The 17,806-nt window shown below is 68.0% G+C and carries 14 protein-coding genes; 11 read left to right on the forward strand and 3 right to left on the reverse strand.

All coding sequences use genetic code 11. The features are described 5' to 3' along the window. The first annotated feature begins 381 nt into the window (after positions 1 to 381). The 8 genes from ACWEWT_RS11760 to ACWEWT_RS11795 all read left to right on the forward strand — a co-directional run bounded on the left by ACWEWT_RS11760 (position 382) and on the right by ACWEWT_RS11795 (position 9,421). Entirely contained in the window at positions 382 to 1,581 is a 1,200-nt protein-coding gene (locus tag ACWEWT_RS11760; protein ID WP_452558301.1) for a PucR family transcriptional regulator, read from the forward strand. Between the two features lie 174 nt (positions 1,582 to 1,755). Then, on the forward strand, positions 1,756 to 3,228 hold the full coding sequence (gene lpdA, locus ACWEWT_RS11765; protein WP_452558302.1) for a dihydrolipoyl dehydrogenase: 1,473 nt from the start codon (positions 1,756 to 1,758) through the stop codon (positions 3,226 to 3,228). Next, a complete protein-coding gene (gene pdhA, locus ACWEWT_RS11770) occupies positions 3,225 to 4,364 on the forward strand; it encodes a pyruvate dehydrogenase (acetyl-transferring) E1 component subunit alpha (protein WP_452558303.1) in 1,140 nt (379 codons plus the stop codon). Before lpdA ends, pdhA begins: the two co-directional genes overlap by 4 nt. Positions 4,365 to 4,384: 20 nt before the next feature. After that, positions 4,385 to 5,368 (forward strand): alpha-ketoacid dehydrogenase subunit beta, encoded by a 984-nt coding sequence (locus ACWEWT_RS11775; protein ID WP_452558377.1) that lies wholly within the window; start codon positions 4,385 to 4,387, stop codon positions 5,366 to 5,368. Between the two features lie 15 nt (positions 5,369 to 5,383). Next, the gene (locus ACWEWT_RS11780; RefSeq protein ID WP_452558304.1) at positions 5,384 to 6,670 is read left to right on the forward strand and encodes a dihydrolipoamide acetyltransferase family protein; all 1,287 of its coding nucleotides are present in this window, start codon (positions 5,384 to 5,386) and stop codon (positions 6,668 to 6,670) included. A 170-nt stretch (positions 6,671 to 6,840) separates the two neighbouring features. Next, positions 6,841 to 7,575, forward strand: a complete 735-nt coding sequence (locus tag ACWEWT_RS11785; RefSeq protein ID WP_452558305.1) for an MgtC/SapB family protein — start codon at positions 6,841 to 6,843, stop codon at positions 7,573 to 7,575. Positions 7,576 to 7,761: 186 nt separating this feature from the next. Continuing rightward, the gene (locus tag ACWEWT_RS11790; RefSeq protein WP_452558306.1) at positions 7,762 to 8,421 is read left to right on the forward strand and encodes an MFS transporter; all 660 of its coding nucleotides are present in this window, start codon (positions 7,762 to 7,764) and stop codon (positions 8,419 to 8,421) included. Further along, positions 8,363 to 9,421: an MFS transporter gene (locus ACWEWT_RS11795; protein ID WP_452558378.1), complete on the forward strand. Its 1,059-nt coding sequence runs from the start codon at positions 8,363 to 8,365 to the stop codon at positions 9,419 to 9,421. The genes ACWEWT_RS11790 and ACWEWT_RS11795 overlap by 59 nt, the downstream gene beginning before the upstream one ends. A gap of 298 nt (positions 9,422 to 9,719) precedes the next feature. Here the strand turns inward: ACWEWT_RS11795 and ACWEWT_RS11800 are convergent, their stop codons facing one another. After that, positions 9,720 to 10,850: a serine hydrolase domain-containing protein gene (locus ACWEWT_RS11800; RefSeq protein WP_452558307.1), complete on the reverse strand. Its 1,131-nt coding sequence runs from the start codon at positions 10,848 to 10,850 to the stop codon at positions 9,720 to 9,722. A gap of 34 nt (positions 10,851 to 10,884) precedes the next feature. Then, positions 10,885 to 11,523, reverse strand: a complete 639-nt coding sequence (locus tag ACWEWT_RS11805; protein WP_452558308.1) for a TetR/AcrR family transcriptional regulator — start codon at positions 11,521 to 11,523, stop codon at positions 10,885 to 10,887. Positions 11,524 to 11,762: 239 nt separating this feature from the next. Here ACWEWT_RS11805 and ACWEWT_RS11810 point away from each other — a divergent pair, with 239 nt between their 5' ends. Both ACWEWT_RS11810 and ACWEWT_RS11815 read left to right on the forward strand, forming a co-directional pair. Next, positions 11,763 to 13,859, forward strand: coding sequence for an ABC transporter permease (locus ACWEWT_RS11810; protein WP_452558309.1), 2,097 nt, complete (start codon positions 11,763 to 11,765; stop codon positions 13,857 to 13,859). Positions 13,860 to 14,109: 250 nt separating this feature from the next. Further along, positions 14,110 to 14,703, forward strand: coding sequence for a TetR/AcrR family transcriptional regulator (locus tag ACWEWT_RS11815; protein WP_452558310.1), 594 nt, complete (start codon positions 14,110 to 14,112; stop codon positions 14,701 to 14,703). Between the two features lie 11 nt (positions 14,704 to 14,714). On the opposite strand, the gene ACWEWT_RS11820 is transcribed toward ACWEWT_RS11815, so the two are convergent. Then, positions 14,715 to 15,701: an SMP-30/gluconolactonase/LRE family protein gene (locus tag ACWEWT_RS11820; protein ID WP_452558379.1), complete on the reverse strand. Its 987-nt coding sequence runs from the start codon at positions 15,699 to 15,701 to the stop codon at positions 14,715 to 14,717. Between the two features lie 197 nt (positions 15,702 to 15,898). Between ACWEWT_RS11820 and ACWEWT_RS11825 the strand changes: the two genes are divergently transcribed. Further along, entirely contained in the window at positions 15,899 to 17,740 is a 1,842-nt protein-coding gene (locus ACWEWT_RS11825; protein WP_452558311.1) for a flavin-containing monooxygenase, read from the forward strand. Positions 17,741 to 17,806: the final 66 nt, after the last annotated feature.

Below are 17,806 nucleotides of genomic sequence, written 5' to 3' on the forward strand. Positions count from 1 at the left end.
CGGAGAGGGCGCGGCATGCTCTTCTGTGAATCGCCACCGAGGTGGTGAGGTCAGTATTTCGTCGACACGAACTTCTCCGGTCCGGCGGCGACGCCGATATCCACCGATCAGTGACGGCGCAATCGGCCGATCGAACCAGCGTGGTCCCGGCGCATCCGCGCGTCCGGACGCCCCTTGCCCGCCGAAGCGTTGAAGGAACCCGTGTCCTGGCGAGGCACGGATACGGTGTTCGGGGCTCGAGTGCAGCAAGAGTGTCCAGAGGGGGAACTGACTCCGAACCCCCACACTCGCACACCGCACCGTGCTGCAGTTGCCGTGAATATCGCCCGGGCGGGCCGGTGGCGTGCGGCGATGGTGGCCCCTCGACGTACTGTGGCCGACGTGGCCGACTCCGATCATTCCGGGTCCGTGACGAGCTCCGCGGAATTGGTGGCGGCCTGTCGCGGGAACATCCCTGCGCTGACCGAGCGGCTCATCGCCGCGATCTTCACCGACAATCCGGAGTGGACCGACTACTCGGCGGTGGCCCGCGCAGACCTGCACGACGGCTGCCGGCGGTTCCTGACCCGGGTGCTGGACCTCGTCGGTGAAAAGGAGAGCGACGCCGAACACGACGATGTCGCCGCGGCGATCGGCGCACACCGGGCGGTACAGGGCGTGCCGTTGGAGGCGATGCTACGAACCTTCCGGCTGGGCGGCCGGATCGTCTGGGAGGCGCTGCTGGACCGGGCCGGCGCGATCTCGGCGGCGGACCTCCGGGAAATGGGTACGGCGATGTGGGCAGTCATCGACGGAATGTCCTCGGCGCTGGTCACCTCCTACCGCGGCGCGGAGCTCGACCGAGTCCGGCTCGACGAACGCCGCCGCCACGCGTTGATCGAGGACGTGCTCGCCGGACGCGGCCGCGACGCACGATTCGCCCAGCGCGCGTCGCGGGAATTGAACATTCCGGTCACCGGCCCTTATCTCGTGGTCGCTGCCCGCGGCGACGCCTACCCGCTCCGACTGGGCACCGAAACCGCACTGGCAGCCGACGGATATCGCTCTGTCTGGCACGACCACGGTGATTACACCGTCGGCATCATCGCCCTCGAACATCACGCACCGACGCACCTGGTCACCGTCCTGGAGCCCCTCGTCCGCGGACGAGCCGCACTCTCACCCGCGGTTGCCGGAATCGCCGAAGTCGATATCGCCCATACGCTCGCCGCCCTGGCGCTCGACACAGTCCCCGAAGACACCCGCGGTGTCGTGGTCTCGCTGCACGACCGCTATCCCGAAGCCCTGCTGCTGCGCTCGCCCGACCTGGCGCACTTGCTGGTGGGCCGGCTCCTCGGCCCGATACTCGAACTACCGGCCAAAGAACGCGACCTACTGCTCACGACGTTGCGGGTGTGGCTGGCCCAGGACTGCTCGGCCGCCCATGCGGCACCGCTGCTGCACTGCCACCGCAATACCGTGATCAACCGGCTCCAACGGACCGCGGCACTGATCGGGCGACCGCTGGACGGGCAGCGCTTCCACCTGGAGCTTTCCCTGGCGCTCCTCGCGCACACGCTCGTCGAGACCCGCGCCGGCTGAGCGGCCGGCGCCGGCCGAGGACCGACCTGGATTGGGCGCTGCGCCCAATCAGCGGGCTCGATTTCTGGGCGCGAGGAGAATTGTCCGCCATCTCGCCACCCAGCAGACTCCAAATCCTGACCCACACCACAAACCGGTGGCCGGGTCACGCATTCAGGACGAGGAGCACCACAAGTGCCACAATTCGATCTCTTGGTCGTCGGTGGGGGGCCGGGCGGCTATGTCGCCGCGATCCGCGCGGCGCAGCGCGGTCTTCGCGTCGCGCTGGTGGAGAAGGAGCGCCCCGGTGGCGTATGCCTGAACTGGGGCTGTATCCCCACCAAGGCGATGCTGCGTTCCGCGGAGGTCTTCCGGATCGTCGCCGATGCGGCGAGTTTCGGAATCACCACCGAGAACGTGCAGGTGGACTTCGCCGCGGTGCGTGAACGTAAGAACGGCATCGTCGACGATCTCACCGGCGGTGTGGCCGGCCTGTTGCGGGCCAACGGCGTGACCGTCATCGAAGGCCACGCCCGCTTCACCGGCCCGACCACCGTCGAGGTGTTCCAGGCGGGCCCTTCCCAGGTCTTCGACGGTGGTCCCCGCTACGCCGCCGCGCCGACCGATCTTGCGATCCGCACGGTGGAGGCCACCGATGTGATCATCGCGACCGGCTCGGTGCCGGCGCTGCTCCCGATACCCGGCGCCGGCCTACCCGGCGTCATCACCTCCGACGGCGCGTTCGGTCTCACCGAGATACCCGAACGACTGGTCGTGATCGGTGGTAGCGCGGTCGGCGCGGAATGGGCCGGCCTCTTCGCCACCTTCGGTACCGCGGTGACCGTCGTCGAAATGCAGGATCGCCTGGTACCGGCCGAGGATGCCGAGCTCGGCGCTGCGCTCGGGCGGTCCTTCACCGGTCGCGGGATCACCGTCCTGACGGGCTCGACGGTCACCGGAATCGAGCAGTCCGAGGACGGGCTGCGGGTGAGCGTCGACGGAACAGACCCACGCGTACTCGACGCCGATATCGTGCTCGTCGGCGTCGGCCGCCGCCCCAACACCGCCGCACTCGGCCTGGACGCCGCGGGAGTCGCCACCGACGCGCGCGGGTTCGTCCCCGTCGACGACCGGCTGCGGACCGGTGTCGAGCACGTGTTCGCCATCGGCGATGTCACGGGTGAAGCGCTACTGGCCCACGTCGCCTCCCATCAGGGTCTGACGGCGGCCGATGTCATCGCGGGTCACGATATCCGCATCGACTACACCGCCATCCCCGCCGCGACCTTCACCCATCCGGAGATCGCGAGTGTGGGCCTCACCGAGGACGCCGCCCGCGCCGCAGGTCACGAGGTGGTCATCGCCAAATTCCCGTTCGCCGCGCTGGGGCGGGCACGCTCGGTCGGCGATACCGAAGGCTTCCTGAAAATCGTGGCCGGCGCCCGGCACCACGAAGTCCTCGGCGTACACATCATCGGCCCCTCGGCCAGCGATCTGATCACCGAAGGCGCACTGGCGATCACGCTCGAGGCAACCCTCGACGAACTCGCCCACACGATCCACGCCCACCCCACCTTCGGCGAGGTCGGCATGGAAGCGGCCCTGGCCGGACTCGGCCTACCCGTCCACATCGCACCGCCCCGCACCCGTCGAGGAGTCTCCTCATGACCGCCGAAACCACCGCCCGGCCACCACGCAAAGCGCCCCGCACCACCGTGAAGAAGCCGAAGACCGCACCCGCACCCCGCGAGAACGTGACGGAGACCAGCGGTTCCATCGACGCCCGTATCGCCGCGGAGGATCGCGAAACGCTCCGGGATCTCTACCGTCAGATGCTGTTCGTGCGCCGCTTCGAAGAACGCACCTCGCAGAGCTACCAGCAGGCCGAGATCGGCGGCTACTGCCACCTCAACCTGGGAGAGGAGGCCACCGTCGTCGGCCTGGGCGCGGCCATGCGACCCACCGACTATCTGTTCACCAACTATCGCGAACACGGCTACGCCCTGGTCAAAGGGATCGAACCCGGCCGCGTCATGGCCGAACTCTACGGCCGCTCCACCGGCGTCTCCAAGGGCTGGGGCGGCTCGATGCACCTGTACGACACCGCGACCCGGCTGCTCGGCGGCTACGCCATCGTGGGCGGCCAGATCCCGCTGGCCCTCGGCGCGGCCCTGGCCATCGACTACCGCGGTGACGACGATGTGGTCGTGTGCCAGATGGGCGAGGGCACCACCAATATCGGCGCATTCCACGAATCCCTCAATATCGCCGCATTGTGGAATCTGCCGATCGTGTTCCTGATCGTCAACAACCAGACCGGGATGGGCACCACGGTGGAGAAGTCCTCCGCCGAACCCGATCTGTGGAAACGCGCCGACTCCTATCGCATCCGCGGCGAACGTGTCGACGGCACCGATGTTCTGGCGGTACGCGATACCGCCCGCGAACTCATCGAGATCGCCCGCCGCGACAGCAGGCCGGCGCTACTCGAGGCCGTCAGCTACCGACTCAAAGGCCACTCCGTGGTCGACCCCGCCAAATACCGCAGCAATGAAGTGGTATCGGAGGCCCGGGACAACGATCCGGTCGCTCGCTGGCACGCGGCACTGCGGCAGGCCGGCGTGCTCACCGAGGAGTCCGCGGCCGCGATCGAGGAATCCGTTGCCGCCGGTGTCCGGGCCGCCGTCGACTTCGCCGCGGCCGGCCCGCATCCCGATCCGTCGAGTCTGTTCGACTACAACTACGCCACCCCGGTACCCGGCGATTCCCGTCGCCTGCCCGCCGACCCCCTGTTCACCCACTGAGGACTGCACCCGTGGCAATCATGACCTACCGCGAAGCCCTGCGCGAAACCCTGCGCGAGGAGATGCGGCGCGACGACGATATTCTCCTGCTCGGCGAAGAGATCGGTATCTTCGAGGGCTCCTACAAGATCACCGCCGGACTGCTCGACGAGTTCGGCCCCAAACGCGTACGCGATACCCCCATCGCCGAAGAGGGTTTCGTCGGTGCCGCGATCGGCGCCGCCATGCTCGGGCTGCGCCCGATCGTCGAGATCATGACGATCAATTTCTCCCTGCTGGCACTGGACCAGATCGTCAACCACGCCGCCAAGATCTACGGCATGTTCGGCGGGCAGACCAGCGTGCCGATGGTCATCCGTACCCCCGGCGGCGGCGGACAGCAACTCGGCGCGACCCACTCGCAGAACATCGAGCTCTACTACGCCTTCGTCCCCGGCCTCAAAGTCGTCGCCCCCAGCACCCCCGCCGATGCCCGCGCGCTGCTCAAGGCCGCCGTCGAGGACGACGACCCGGTGCTGTTCCTGGAGAATCTGGCGCTGTACAACACCCGAGGCGAAGTACCGGAATCCGTTCCCCCGGTGGAGATCGGGCGAGCGGCGGTCACCCGCCCCGGTACCGATATCACCCTGATCGGCTACTCCCGTATGGCCACGGTCTGCACGGCGGTCGCGGAAAAGCTCGCGGCCGAGGGGATATCGGCCGAAGTCATCGACCTGCGGAGCCTGCGCCCCCTCGATCGGGACACGCTGATCGCCTCGGTCCGCAAAACCGGCTGCGCCGTGATCGGCGAGGACGACTGGCTCACCTACGGTATCGGCGCGGAACTCGCGGCCTCGATCTCCGACGGCGCCTTCGACTATCTCGACGCCCCGGTCCGACGGGTGGCCATGGCCGAAGTGCCACTCCCCTACGCCAAACCGCTCGAGACCCTCGCGCTGCCTTCGGTCGGCTCCCTCTACACCGCGGCCACGGAAACCCTGGCCGCCGTCGGCACCCGCCGCTGACCCCGGAGAACACACATGCCCGAAATCGTCATGCCCCGGCTGTCGGACACCATGGAAGACGGCGTCGTCGCCACCTGGCTCAAACAGGTCGGCGACCCCGTCGCCCGCGGTGAGATCGTCGCCGAGATCGAAACCGACAAAGCACTCATGGAACTGGAAGCCTACGAGGACGGTGTCCTCGAACAGATCCTCGCCGAGGCCGGCACCCGGGTACCGATCGGCGAGCCGATCGCCCTCGTCGGCGACGGCAGCGCGGCCGGCGCCGCACCTACCGGGCAGGAACGGAGCGGCGCCGGCGCCGCCCGAGACGACGACGGCCCCGCCTCGGCACCCCGCGCGACACCTGCCCCGGAGCGGCCGGACCCCGCGCCGACCGCCGACACCGTGCAGTTCACGCCCGCCGACACCGGCGAGCGGCGGAAATCCTCCCCGCTCGCACGTAAAGTTGCCCGCGAACTCGGCGTGGATCTCGCCGCGGTCGCCGGTACCGGCCCAGGCGGGCGCATCACCCGCCGCGATATCGAATCAGCGCACCGGGCGGCGGCCGGCACCGCCGGGAATACCGCAGTGGGCGAAACCTCAGTGGCTGCCGCGGCCGAGCCGGAGTCCGGCGACTACGACGAGATCCCGCTGACCGGTATTCAGCGGGTGTCGGCCGCGCGGCTGACCGAAAGCACACAGCAGGCACCGCATATCTATCTCACCAGGGCCATCGACGTCACCGACCTGTTCGCCTTCCGCGCTCAGGTCAACGACACCCTCGCCGCCGCGGGGACAGGGAAGGTCAGCGTCAACGACCTGCTGGTCAAAGCCGTCGCGCTGACATTGCGGACGAACCCGGGCATCAACGTCTCCTTCGCCGGGACCGTGCTGCGACAGCATCGCGGCATCCACCTGGGTATCGCGGTCACCACTCCCGCCGGACTGCTGGTCCCGGTCGTGCACGACGCCGACCGCAAATCGATCTCCGCCATCGCGGCCGAGACCCTGGACAAGGCCGAACGCGCGCGTGACCGCAAACTGCGCACCGACGAGATGACCGGCGGCACCTTCACCATCTCCAACCTCGGCATGTACGGCATCGAACAGTTCACCGCCGTCATCAACCCCCCGGAGTCCGCGATTCTCGCCGTCGGTGCCGCCACCGACGAACTGCGGATGGTGGACGGACAGGTGGTGAGCCGGAAGGTCCTGCGGGTCACGATATCCGCCGACCACCGAGCCATCGACGGCTCCGGCGCCGCACAGTTCCTCGCCCAGCTCGCGGATCTGGTCGAACATCCGTTGCGGATCGTGACCTGACTCCACGCGAGATACCGGGAACCCGATCGGGCCCGAGACAGAAACCGGCGGTGCCGGCGCCACCTGGATTCCATTCGCCGAATATCGGGTGGCCCGCGCCGTGACGCCCGGCTTCCCGCGCCGCGCGCTGTCGTCGACAACGGCTTGCCGATGCGACACGATTGGAATCGATGACAACGGTCGCGGTGGTGTCGAGCAACCACGCGCAGGGTGTGGGCCAGATCGGGCAACTCCTGCTGGCCTTCGCGCTGTCCTCGGTCATCGGATTGGAGCGGCAGTTCCGGGGCAAGAGCGGGGGCTTGCGCACACAAGCCATCGTCGGCACGGCCTCGGCGTTGTTTCTGATCGTCAGCAAGTACGGATTCGGCGACGTCCTCTCCCCGGGGACCGTTGTCCTCGACCCATCGCGTATCGCGGCCCAGGTCGTCACCGGTATCGGTTTTCTCGGCGCGGGCTTGATCATTACTCGGCGGGGCGCCATTCACGGGCTCACCACAGCAGCCTCGGTATGGGAGACCGCCGCGATCGGCATGACAGCCGGCGCCGGCTTGGTATGGCTGGCGCTGCTGGTCACCGGACTGCACTTCGTGATCGTGCTCGGCTACACCCCGCTGGGGCGCTGGATATCGCGACGCGGTAACGCCGAGCGCGGGTACATCATCACCTACGAGGACGGCCGCGGCGTGCTCCGTGAAGTCCTCAGCACCTGCACCGGCCGCGGATGGGCGATCGATTCGATGGCGGTGCTCGCTCAACGCGCCGACCTCGACGGCCACCTGCCGCCCGATCGGCTGGTCACGGTCGCGCTGCGGCTGCGTGGGCCCGGCACGGTGGACGCGAGCGCGGTTCTCGGCGTTATCGACGGGGTAGTGCGCATCGATGCCGGAGACGACGAGAACGACTGATCACCCGAGTTGTCCTTTCCGCGCCCGATGGAAGCGGGACTGCTGTACCAGGCGGCATCGACGACGCAGATAGTTACTTCTGTCGTCGGCAAGGGTCCATCGGCTCTGCCCGGGCCGCGTCGCTCGTGGGATAACGGAGGAACACCGGCAATCGACCGCCGATACGGGCTGTACCGGGAGGTATCCATGCCTGGGCTCGGAGATCGCATATGGTGGGCGCTGGCCGCGGTGATGCTGGCAGTGCTGGCCGTGGGATTGGACGGCACCGTCCTGAGCGTGGCGTTGCCGACATTGAGCACATCGCTGCAGGCGTCGGAATCGGATCTGCAGTGGTTCTCCTCCGGCTATCTGCTGGTGCTGGCCGCCGGGATGCTTCCCGCCGGGGTCGTGGGCGACCGGTTCGGCCATCGCCGCACCATGCTGGTCGCCCTGGTCCTGTTCGGGCTCGGTTCCGTCGCCTGCGCGTACTCGACCACCCCGGGGCAGTTCATCGCGGCACGGGTGCTGATGGGTATCGCGGGCGCCGGAATCATCGTGATGGCATTGGCATCCATCACCATCCTGTTCACCAGGCAACAGCGGCCGAGAGCCGTCGGTATCTGGGCGGCGGCGAATTTTCTGGCGCTCCCGAATCGGCCCGATCCTCGGCGGCTGGCTACTCACCCACTACTGGTGGGGCTGGGTGTTCCTGATCAATGTGCCGGTCGTGCTGATCGGCCTGATCGCGACCGCCCTGCTCATACCCGAATCCCGGGCGCCGCGGGTTCCGGCTCTGGACCCGGTGGGCATGGCGTCCTCGGTCGGCGGCCTCGTGGCGCTGACCTACGGGTTGATCGTGGCCGGTGAACACAGTTGGAGCACCGTCTCGGCCTGGATCTGGATCGGTGCGGGCGTGCTGGTGCTGGTCGGATTCCTGTTCTGGGAGTATCTGCTCGGACCCGAACGGGCACTGGTCGATATGACGCTGTTCCGCAACGCCTCTTTCACCTGGGGCGTCGTTCTCACCGCGGTCGGCGTCATGGCCATGGTAGGAGTTCTTTTCACGCTACCGCAGTACTTCCAGGCTGTGGCGGGCACCGACGCCATGGGATCGGGGGTGCGGCTGCTACCGCTCGTCGGCGGGTTGACAGTGGGCGCACTACCGGCCGACCGGATCGCCCGCCGTATCGGTATCAAGGCGACCGTGGTAATCGGATTCGCCCTGCTCGCCGCTGGTTCGATGATCGGCGCACGCACAGGCGTCGACTCCGGCACCGCCTTCGTCGCCGCTTGGACGGCGCTCACCGGGGCCGGGCTGGGGTTGTCGATGGCGACCGCCGCGTCCGCGGCCCTGTGCGAACTATCGGCCGAACACAGCGGAGTGGGCTCCGCGGTGATGCAGGCGCTGCAGAAAACCGGTGGCCCGTTGGGGACAGCCGTCATGGGCAGTGTCCTGTCCTCGGGCTACCAGCAACGACTCGCGCTCGGCGGCCTACCGGAGCCCGTCGTGGCGCAGGTCGAACACAGCGTCTTCGCGGGTGTATCGCTCGCCGACCGGACCGGCTCGCCGCAACTGCTCGATTCCGTCCGGACCGCATTCGCCCACGGCATGAGCGCCGCCCTGCTCGTCTCGTCGGCGATGGCGCTCGGCGGTCTCGTCTTGGCATCGGTGTTCCTGCCGACGATCGAACCCGCGCCGGCCGAAGCCATCTCCACCGACCGGCAGTCCCGGCCCGGACTCCGGTATCCGGCCGAAGATACCCGGCTCCGGCCGGACCTGCCCCGATACGACGAGTTTCCCGGCCCCGCGGAGCAAAGAGGTCGCCGGACGGCCCCGAACCGAATCAATCGGTGGCGCAGGTCGTGATCCCGCCGGGCCGCTGTCGGATCGGCCGGCTCGGCGGTGCCAGGTCGGGAGCTCATCCACAAGACCTGACCGGGACCCGGCGACCGCGGCCCGGGATTCGTCGACCGTTCCGGCAACACTCGTGGGCACCGGTCGCTGCCCTGCGATCGGCGTTCCGGGATCGACCCGCTCGGGCGCACCCGACCCGGAACTTCAGTCCGGCCCGCAGACCGCCGGGGTCTCGCGGAGTCGTTCGGCCGGGCACAGCATGCAACGTGGTGCCGCGGGCCGAGCGAGGTGGATGAGCAGGCCGGGTTGTTCACCCGCACAGTCCATGAGTGAGCAACGTGCGGATATCCACTGTGGAGGGTGTTCCGGTATAGGAGAAGGTGACCGCGAGCCCGGACGCGGTGGCGCCGGAGATGGCGGAAAAGCCGTGGATATTACCGAGGTGGCCGATATATTGCAGGCCGCAAGGTAGTTGGGTGTACGCGATGCCGAGCCCGTAGGACATCCCGTTACCGCGGCCCATATCGACCCCGTCGAGCATCTGCTGCAGTTGAGCCTGCGGTACCACCTCACCGGCCGGCAGCGCGAGGAAGAACCGGTTCAGGTCGGCGCCGGTGCCGACCAGCGCGCCGGCCGCCCACGGCAGCGACGGCTCCAGCCGCGTCGCGTCGGTCACGATACCGTCGACGGTGGCATAGCCGGCCGGATGCGGGTCGCGCAGACCGGTTTCGCCGGTGGCCGGCAGATAGGTGTCCCGCAGGGACAGCGGAGCGAGAATGCGATCGCGCAGCTCGTCGGTATACCGGTGTCCGGTCACCGCCTCGATCAGCATGCCGGCGACGATATAGTTCGTGTTGGTGTACTCGAACCGGGTGCCGGGGGCGAACTGCGCGGGATACCGCAACGCGGCCGCGATCACCTGTTCCGGGGTGTAGGTGCGGCCATCCTGTGCCGCCTCGTACTCGTTCATCTCCGGGGATTCGGGCAGTTCGGGCAGTCCGCTTCGATGGCCCAGGATCTGGCGGACGGTGACAGCGCGCCCGTCCACCCCGGCACCGGTGAGCAGACCGGGCAGATACGTGTCGATCGACTGATCGAGCTCGATCCTGTGCTCGGCGACCAGCTGCAGCACAATCGCGGCGGTGAAAGCCTTGGTGATGCTACCGACCCGGACATACTGGGGAGGATCGGCAGGGATCGGGGTCCCTGTGGCGATATCGGCGAGGCCGGAGGTGACGACAGTGGTCGCGCCGTTCTCGGTGAGCGTGGCGATGGCCCCGACAGCACCCGAGCGGACCATCGTGTCGAGGTCGCCCTGCACTTTGTCCACGCGGGCGGCGGCCACCGAAGGTACGGGGGCGGGCTCGACCGAACTCGTCGCGCAGGCGGACAGGAGCACCGCGGCTGCGCAGACCCGGAGAATCGCAGCTTGCATACCCATGATCCGACAGTAGGACCACCGGGTACCGCTTCGGCTACAGCCCGGTGAAACCCGGGTGGCTCACCGGGGCGCTGAGCAGTCCCGCGCAAGCGTCGGTGAGGAAGTAGCCGAGCGCCGTCCACTCGGCGGTTTGCGATCCCGCACCGACCAGAGTTTCGTATTCGGCGCAGATATCGATGATCATGCGGCCCACGATCCGCTCGCGACCGGCGCGCACGGTGGGCGGAACAGCCGACAGTATTTCGTGGATATGCGTGATCACACGGTCGGACAACTCGTCGACCCGGGCGGATTCGGCCAGCATCGCGGCGGTGGACGGGGTGGTGGCCAGCTGCCGTTGCAGCCTCGCTCGCCAGGTCGGGGCGGGCAGCGACCCGATATGGCCGGTCACCGGCAGGATGAGGCATTGCAGGTATTCGGTGAGGCCGGGATCGGCCGGTAGCCGGTCGATCAGGTCGGCGCGGATCCGGCGCACCGGTTCGCGGTACCGGTCCACCAGCTCGCGCAGGAGTTCGTCGCGGCCGCCGAAGTGATAGGTGACGGCCGAATGATTGGACTGGCCCGCGTGCTCGGCGATCCGCCGGCTGGACACCGAGTCGATCCCGTGGGTCGCGAAGAGCTCCTCGGCGGAGTCCAGGAGCGCCTGCCTGGCCAGATCACCGCGCCGTCCCACGTTTCTCCTCGTCCTCTGTCGTGCCCCGTCGGCAGCTTCCCATCCTCCCCCGATACCGCTCTCATGCGGTTGCGATCAGTCTCACACCACAGCGATTCGGCCATTTTAAGTCAGATGGCGTAAATTGAATTCGTACCGAGCACACGGTCCGGGAAATCGATGATGCTGCCCCGCCGCCGGAAACCCGATCCCTCGCCGAACCCGCGGGTTCGCATCTGCCCACTGCAAGGAGTACCGCGGTGACCGTTGCGCCGACCGAAACCGACAGCCCGCCCGTGGCGCCAGAACTGGACGAAGCGGACCGGGAAGAGCAGGCACGGGCGAAGAAGGAGAGGATCGGCCGCATCGTCGGCATGTTCATCTTCCCGTTCCTGATGGTCACCATGATGATCACCGGATATCTCGCCGCCATGCACGCACCCGCGCCGAACGATATGCCGGTCGCGGTCGCCGGGCCGGCAGCGACGGAGTTCGCGACCGCGCTGGAAGCCGATCAGGGTGACGCCGTGGAGGTGCGGATCGCCGGCAGCGACGCCGAAGCCCGCGAACTGGTGTTTTCGCGCGAGGTCAGCGGCGCGGTCTCGCTACCGGCGGACACCGGCGGGACCGCCACCGTCTACACCGCCGGTGCCGCGGGCGCTTCCCAGGCATCCAGCATCGGCCAGGTCCTGACCGCTCAGGTGATAGCCGACGACCTGTCGCCGCGCACCGAAGATCTCGCACCACTCCCGGAGCACGACAGCGCCGGGCTGGCGGCCATGTTCATGACCACCGCGCTCATGCTCGCCGGGTATATGCCGCTGAGCCTGATGCTCTCCTCGGCACCGGAACTGTTGCGGTTCCGGCGATTCATTCCGCTGCTCGCGGGCTGGGCGGCACTCATGGCCGGACTGGTGTGGACGGTCGCCGACCCGATCCTCGGCGCAATCCAAGGTCATACGGCGGCCGTACTGGGCGTCGGCTGGCTGGCGGTTTTCGCGGTGGGATCGGTGCAGTTGTTCCTGACCCGGATCTTCGGGCCGATGGCCGTTCTGGTGGGGATGCTCTTCCTGATGGTGCTGGGTGTCCCGGCTTCCAACATGGGCATGTCGGTGTACACGCTGCCGTCGCTGTACCCGGTACTGCACGGCTTCTTGCCCGCCCCGGCCACGGGCGAGGCACTCCGTTCGGCCCTCTTCTTCGGCGCCGACGGGCTGGCAGGCCACGTGGCCGTACTCGCCGCCGGAGCCGGGATCGCGGTACTGGCCACGCTCGCGATCGATCTGATCAAGCGGCGCCGTAACCCGGATGCCGCGCCACCCGCGCGTACCGTCGAATCCCTGCTCCCCGGTCCGCGGCCACGCACCCGCGTGCACTACGCCCTGCTGGCGTTCTTCCCGCTGGCCATGGTGGGCATGATGATGACGACCATGCTCGGCGCGATGTATCAACCCGCACCGAAGGAAATGCCGGTGGCGATCGTCGCGGCCACCCCCGAAACAGCCGATCAGGTAGTAGACGGCCTCGACCGGAACATGGCCGGCCTGTTCGACCTACGCGCCCTCACCGACAGCGACGAGGCCCGCGACCTCGTCCGCGACCGCACGGTATCGGCCGCCTATGTCCTGCCTTCGGCACAGACCCCGCACGCCACTCTCATCACCAACGAAGCCGCCGGGACGAGCCAGCAGCAGGTGGTGCAGACGGTGTTCGGACAGGTCGCGGCAGGTCAGCAGATACCGCTGGAGACCGATAACGTCGCAGCCCTCGCCGATACCGACACCATGGGTTCGGTGAGTATGTATCTGGCCATGGGCTGGATCATGGCCGGCTTCCTGATCATCATCGTCGGCTCGACAGCGGCACCGATGGTGATGGGCCTGCGCACCCTCCTGCCGATCCTGGCCGGCTGGTCCCTGGCCATGTCGGTGGTCGTATGGCTGATCGCGGGCCCGCTCGTCGGCGCGGTACACGGGCATTTCCTGCCGCTGCTCGGGGTGGGCGCGGTCGCGATATTCAGTACGGCCCTGTTCACCACCATCTTCGTGCGGCTACTCGGCATGCTGGCCGTACTCCCGGTGATCGCGGTGCTGATGTTCCTCGGAGTTCCCGCCTCCAACGGCGCCCTGTCGATCTATATGGAACCGGCGATCTTCCGGATCCTGCACGATATGCTGCCGATGCCCGCAGCGGTGGAATCCGCGCGTTCCATCCTGTACTTCGATGCCGATACGGTCGGCACACATATGACGACATTCGCCGTGTGGGGTGCGATTTCACTGATCGTCGTAGCGGTGATCGACCGGTTCCGATCCCACCGTGCGTCCTCGGCCACCCCCGTCGGTGCCGATAGCTGAACCGCCGGAACACTTCCGTCGGGCGGTCCGATCGGCGCCCACCGGGAGTCTCCGCCCGGACCACCGACCGCACCCACATCCCCGACAGCGAGTGGCGGCATACCCGACAACACAGCGCCGACAACAACACTCGCCTCGTCCACCGGGCTGTCCTGCCCTCGGCCGACGCCGCTGTCCGAACGTTTCACGGCGCAGCAACACCGAGCGGGTGAGCGTATTCGTCCCGCCCGGCCACCGATACTCTGTCGGGATGACGACCCAGCAGCCCGCTCCGGAAGAGCGGCGGCCTGCGAATCGCGGACCGAAGGCTGCCGCGCACAACCGGGCGGCCCTGATCACCGCGGCCCGAGAGATCTTCGCGGTGCAGGGGCTGGACGCCCCGCTCTCGGCGATAGCCCGGCTTGCGGGGGTCGGGCAGGGCGTGCTGTACCGGCATTTTCCCGATCGGGAGGCCATCGCGGCCGCGGTCCTCGAGAAGAACGTACGGGAGATCGAGGGAGCGGCCGCGGTCGACGGCACGACCCTCGCCGCGGTTCTCGGGGTGGTGACCTGGCATCAGACGCAGTCGGCCGCGTTCATCGGCCTGTTGCACGCCGACGGGATGAACGACAGCGCCGGTACGCGTGCGTGGTCCCGGGGACTGTCCGAGCGGGTCGAGAACGCCCTGCGCGCGTGTCTACCTGCCGACCATCGACTGAGCGTGGACGACCTCATGCTGGCCATCTCCATGGTGTCCGGCGCCGCCACCGGCCCCTCTCCCGAGGAGCGTGAGCGCCGAGCGGTGGCGGCCTGGGGGCTGCTCGGTATCACAGTAGGACCGGTGCGGCCGTTCGACGACGAGTGACCGGCGCGGCGTCATCCGCCGTTCGACTGGCGGATGCCTGCCCCGAGCGCCTCGAATGTGTACAGGTAGCCGCCGGCGGGGCCGCTGACGGTCAGGTACGCCGTGGTTGCGCCCGGGGTGATCGCCACATTGGTCGCCGATTCCAGGCCGTCGGCGCCGGCGGGTAACTCCACCGTCGCGAGCCTTTCACCGTCCGGGCTGTACACGGCCATCGCGGCCCGGCCGTGCAGGGCCTGGTAGAGATTGCCCGCCGCGTCCACGGCGATCGAGTCGGTCTGGGCGATACCTCCGTCGACGCGGATGGCGGTGTGCCGGGGACCGGTTCCGCCTGTCGCGCCGAGATGCAGGTAGGAGATCCGGTTCTCGATCAACTCGCTGATCCACAGCCCGCGATAGTCCGGGTCGAACGAGATCCCGTTCGGGGCGGCCAGGTCGTGGGCCAGGACGGTGGCCTTCGTGCCGGACCGGTCGATTCGCACGACCCGTCCGCTCGCGGTGCCGTCGGAGAGGCCCCGGGAGTCGGTGATGTAGAGGTTGCCGTCCCGGTCGAAGGCGATATCGTCGGGCTGCATCCGGGCACCGTCGACCGGGCCGGTGAAGAAGGTCCGGCGATCGGCGCCGTCGGGAGCCAGCGAGACGATCTCGCCGTGGGCGAAGTCGGTCAGGTAGAGCCGGCCGTCGTGCGGGCTGAACTGAGCGGATGTGTAGGCGCCCCGGTTGTCGGTGAACAGCGAATGCGAGGTCTTCTGTTCGATATCGACCCGCACGACTTTCGGCTCGCCGGCGGGCGCGGGGACGTCGACGACGATCAATCCGCCGTCCTCGTCGAATGTCGGGCCCTCGAGCAGGGTCATTCCGTTCTTCGCCGGGGCCGGTTTCAGCCGCATGAACTGCTGGGCGGTGATGGTCGGTGCGGCGCCGTGGCGTAGTGCTTGTCCGTCGGTGTCACCGGCACCGCACCCGGTCAGGACCAGCGCTGCGAGCGTGGCCGAGGCCATCACGGATGGGATTCGAAGGTGTCGCATAGAGGTTTCACTCTTTTCTTCCGGGAGTCGGCATGACCACAACCCCAACCGGACAGTATTGTCCGGTACCTGTTACCTTAGGTGAAGGTCGCTCTCGCCGAGAGCAGTTCGCCAGTAGCCGGAGATACGGCCGGCCCATCGACAGCCGGAAAGAATCGAGGCCCGCTCCCATGACATCGTCCGCGCCGGCGCCGACCCCCGAAGACCTCGCCGCACTGAAGCGCCGCTACCACCGCGAACGGGAGCGCCGAATACGGCCCGACGGCACCGGCCAATACCTCGCCGCCGAGGCCGAATTCGGCTACTACGCCGCCGACCCGTACGCGGGCGAGGTGACCGGGCGCGCGTCACTGCGCGACACGGTGGACGTCGCCGTCGTCGGCGGCGGATTCGGCGGAATCCTGGCCGGGGCGCACCTACGCCGGCGTGGGGTGGAGCGGGTCCGGATCATCGACACAGCAGGTGATTTCGGCGGCACCTGGTACTGGAACCGCTACCCGGGCATCCACTGCGATATCGAATCGCATGTCTACCTGCCCATGCTCGACGAAACCGGTTACGTGCCGGAATGGAAGTACTCACCCGGCGAAGAGATACGGTGCCACGCGATCCGGATCGCGGAAAAGTACAACCTCTACCCCGACGCCCTGTTCTCGACCACCGTCATCGACTTGACCTGGGACGACACCACCGAGCACTGGATCGTGACGACCGATCGCGGGGACGCCTTCACGGCCCGGTACGTCATCACCGCGACCGGCACCCTGACCGAGCCGAAACTGCCGGGGATTCCCGGCATCCAGGACTTCCGGGGCCACACCTTCCACACATCCCGCTGGGATTACACCTACACCGGCGGCACCCCGGACGGCGGGATGACCGGACTCAGCGACAAACGGGTGGGCGTCGTGGGCACCGGTGCGACCGGAGTACAGGTGGTTCCCATGCTGGCTGCGGATACCGCACACCTCTACGTCTTTCAGCGCACCCCCTCCACTGTCGACGTGCGCGCCAACCGCCGGACGACGACCGCGGACGTCGGCGCGGACCGCGCGGGATGGGCCCGGGAACGCCGGGAGAACTTCCTGCGCATCGTCTCCGGCGAAGCCGTCGAGGAAGATCTCGTAGCCGACGGATGGACAGCATCGGCAACACTGCTGGAGAAACTGCTGCCCAGCTTTCGACGGCACAGCGACCGGAAAACCTTCGAAGCCGCCTACGAAGTGACCGACGCCGTCAAGATGAACGATATCCGGGAGCGCATCCGGCAGACGGTCACGGATCCGGAGACGGCGGACAAACTCGCCCCCTGGTATCGGTACGCCTGTAAACGACCCACGTTCTCCGATACCTACTATCCGGCATTCAACCGCGGCACCGTCACGCTGGTCGACACGGCGGACTCGCACGGGATCGAGCGGGTCACCGAAAACGGCGTCGTCGTCGACGGTATCGAATACGAACTCGACTGCCTGGTCTTCGCCACCGGATTCTCTGTCGGTACGTCCGGTATCCGTTCCGGCAAGCTCCCGGTCCGCGGCCGGGGCGGCACCCTGCTGCTCGACGCGTGGGACCGGCACGGTATCCGGACCCTGCACGGCTTCACCAGCAACGGGTTCCCGAACCTGGTCCACATGGGCTCCCAGCAGAACGCCAGTAGCGTCAATTTCACACATATCCTGGACGAACAGGCCCGCCACGCATCCGCTCTGATCGCGGCAGCCGAAGCCACGGACGCCCTCGTCGAACCATCCCGCGCCGCCGAGGATCGCTGGCTCGAAACCCTCGCGCAGGACGCGCCCGACCACGAGTGGTTCCACGCCGAATGCACACCGGGCTACTACAACAGAGAGGGCCGCGGCCGGACCAATGGCGCGGGCGCGTATCCGCACGGCGCCTACGCTTTCCACGAACTACTGCGGCAATGGCGAGTGGAGTCGCTCCACGAAGCACTCCGGACCGAGAACTCCGCCCGCGAGCCCGGGCCGCGAGCGGAGTTCGCAACCGGATGACCTCGGCACCGCCCAGACGCCCGGCCGGGAACTCCACACCGGGGCGCACCCGATGTCCCCGTCGGC

The sequence above is a fragment of the Nocardia sp. NPDC003963 genome (genome assembly GCF_053605105.1).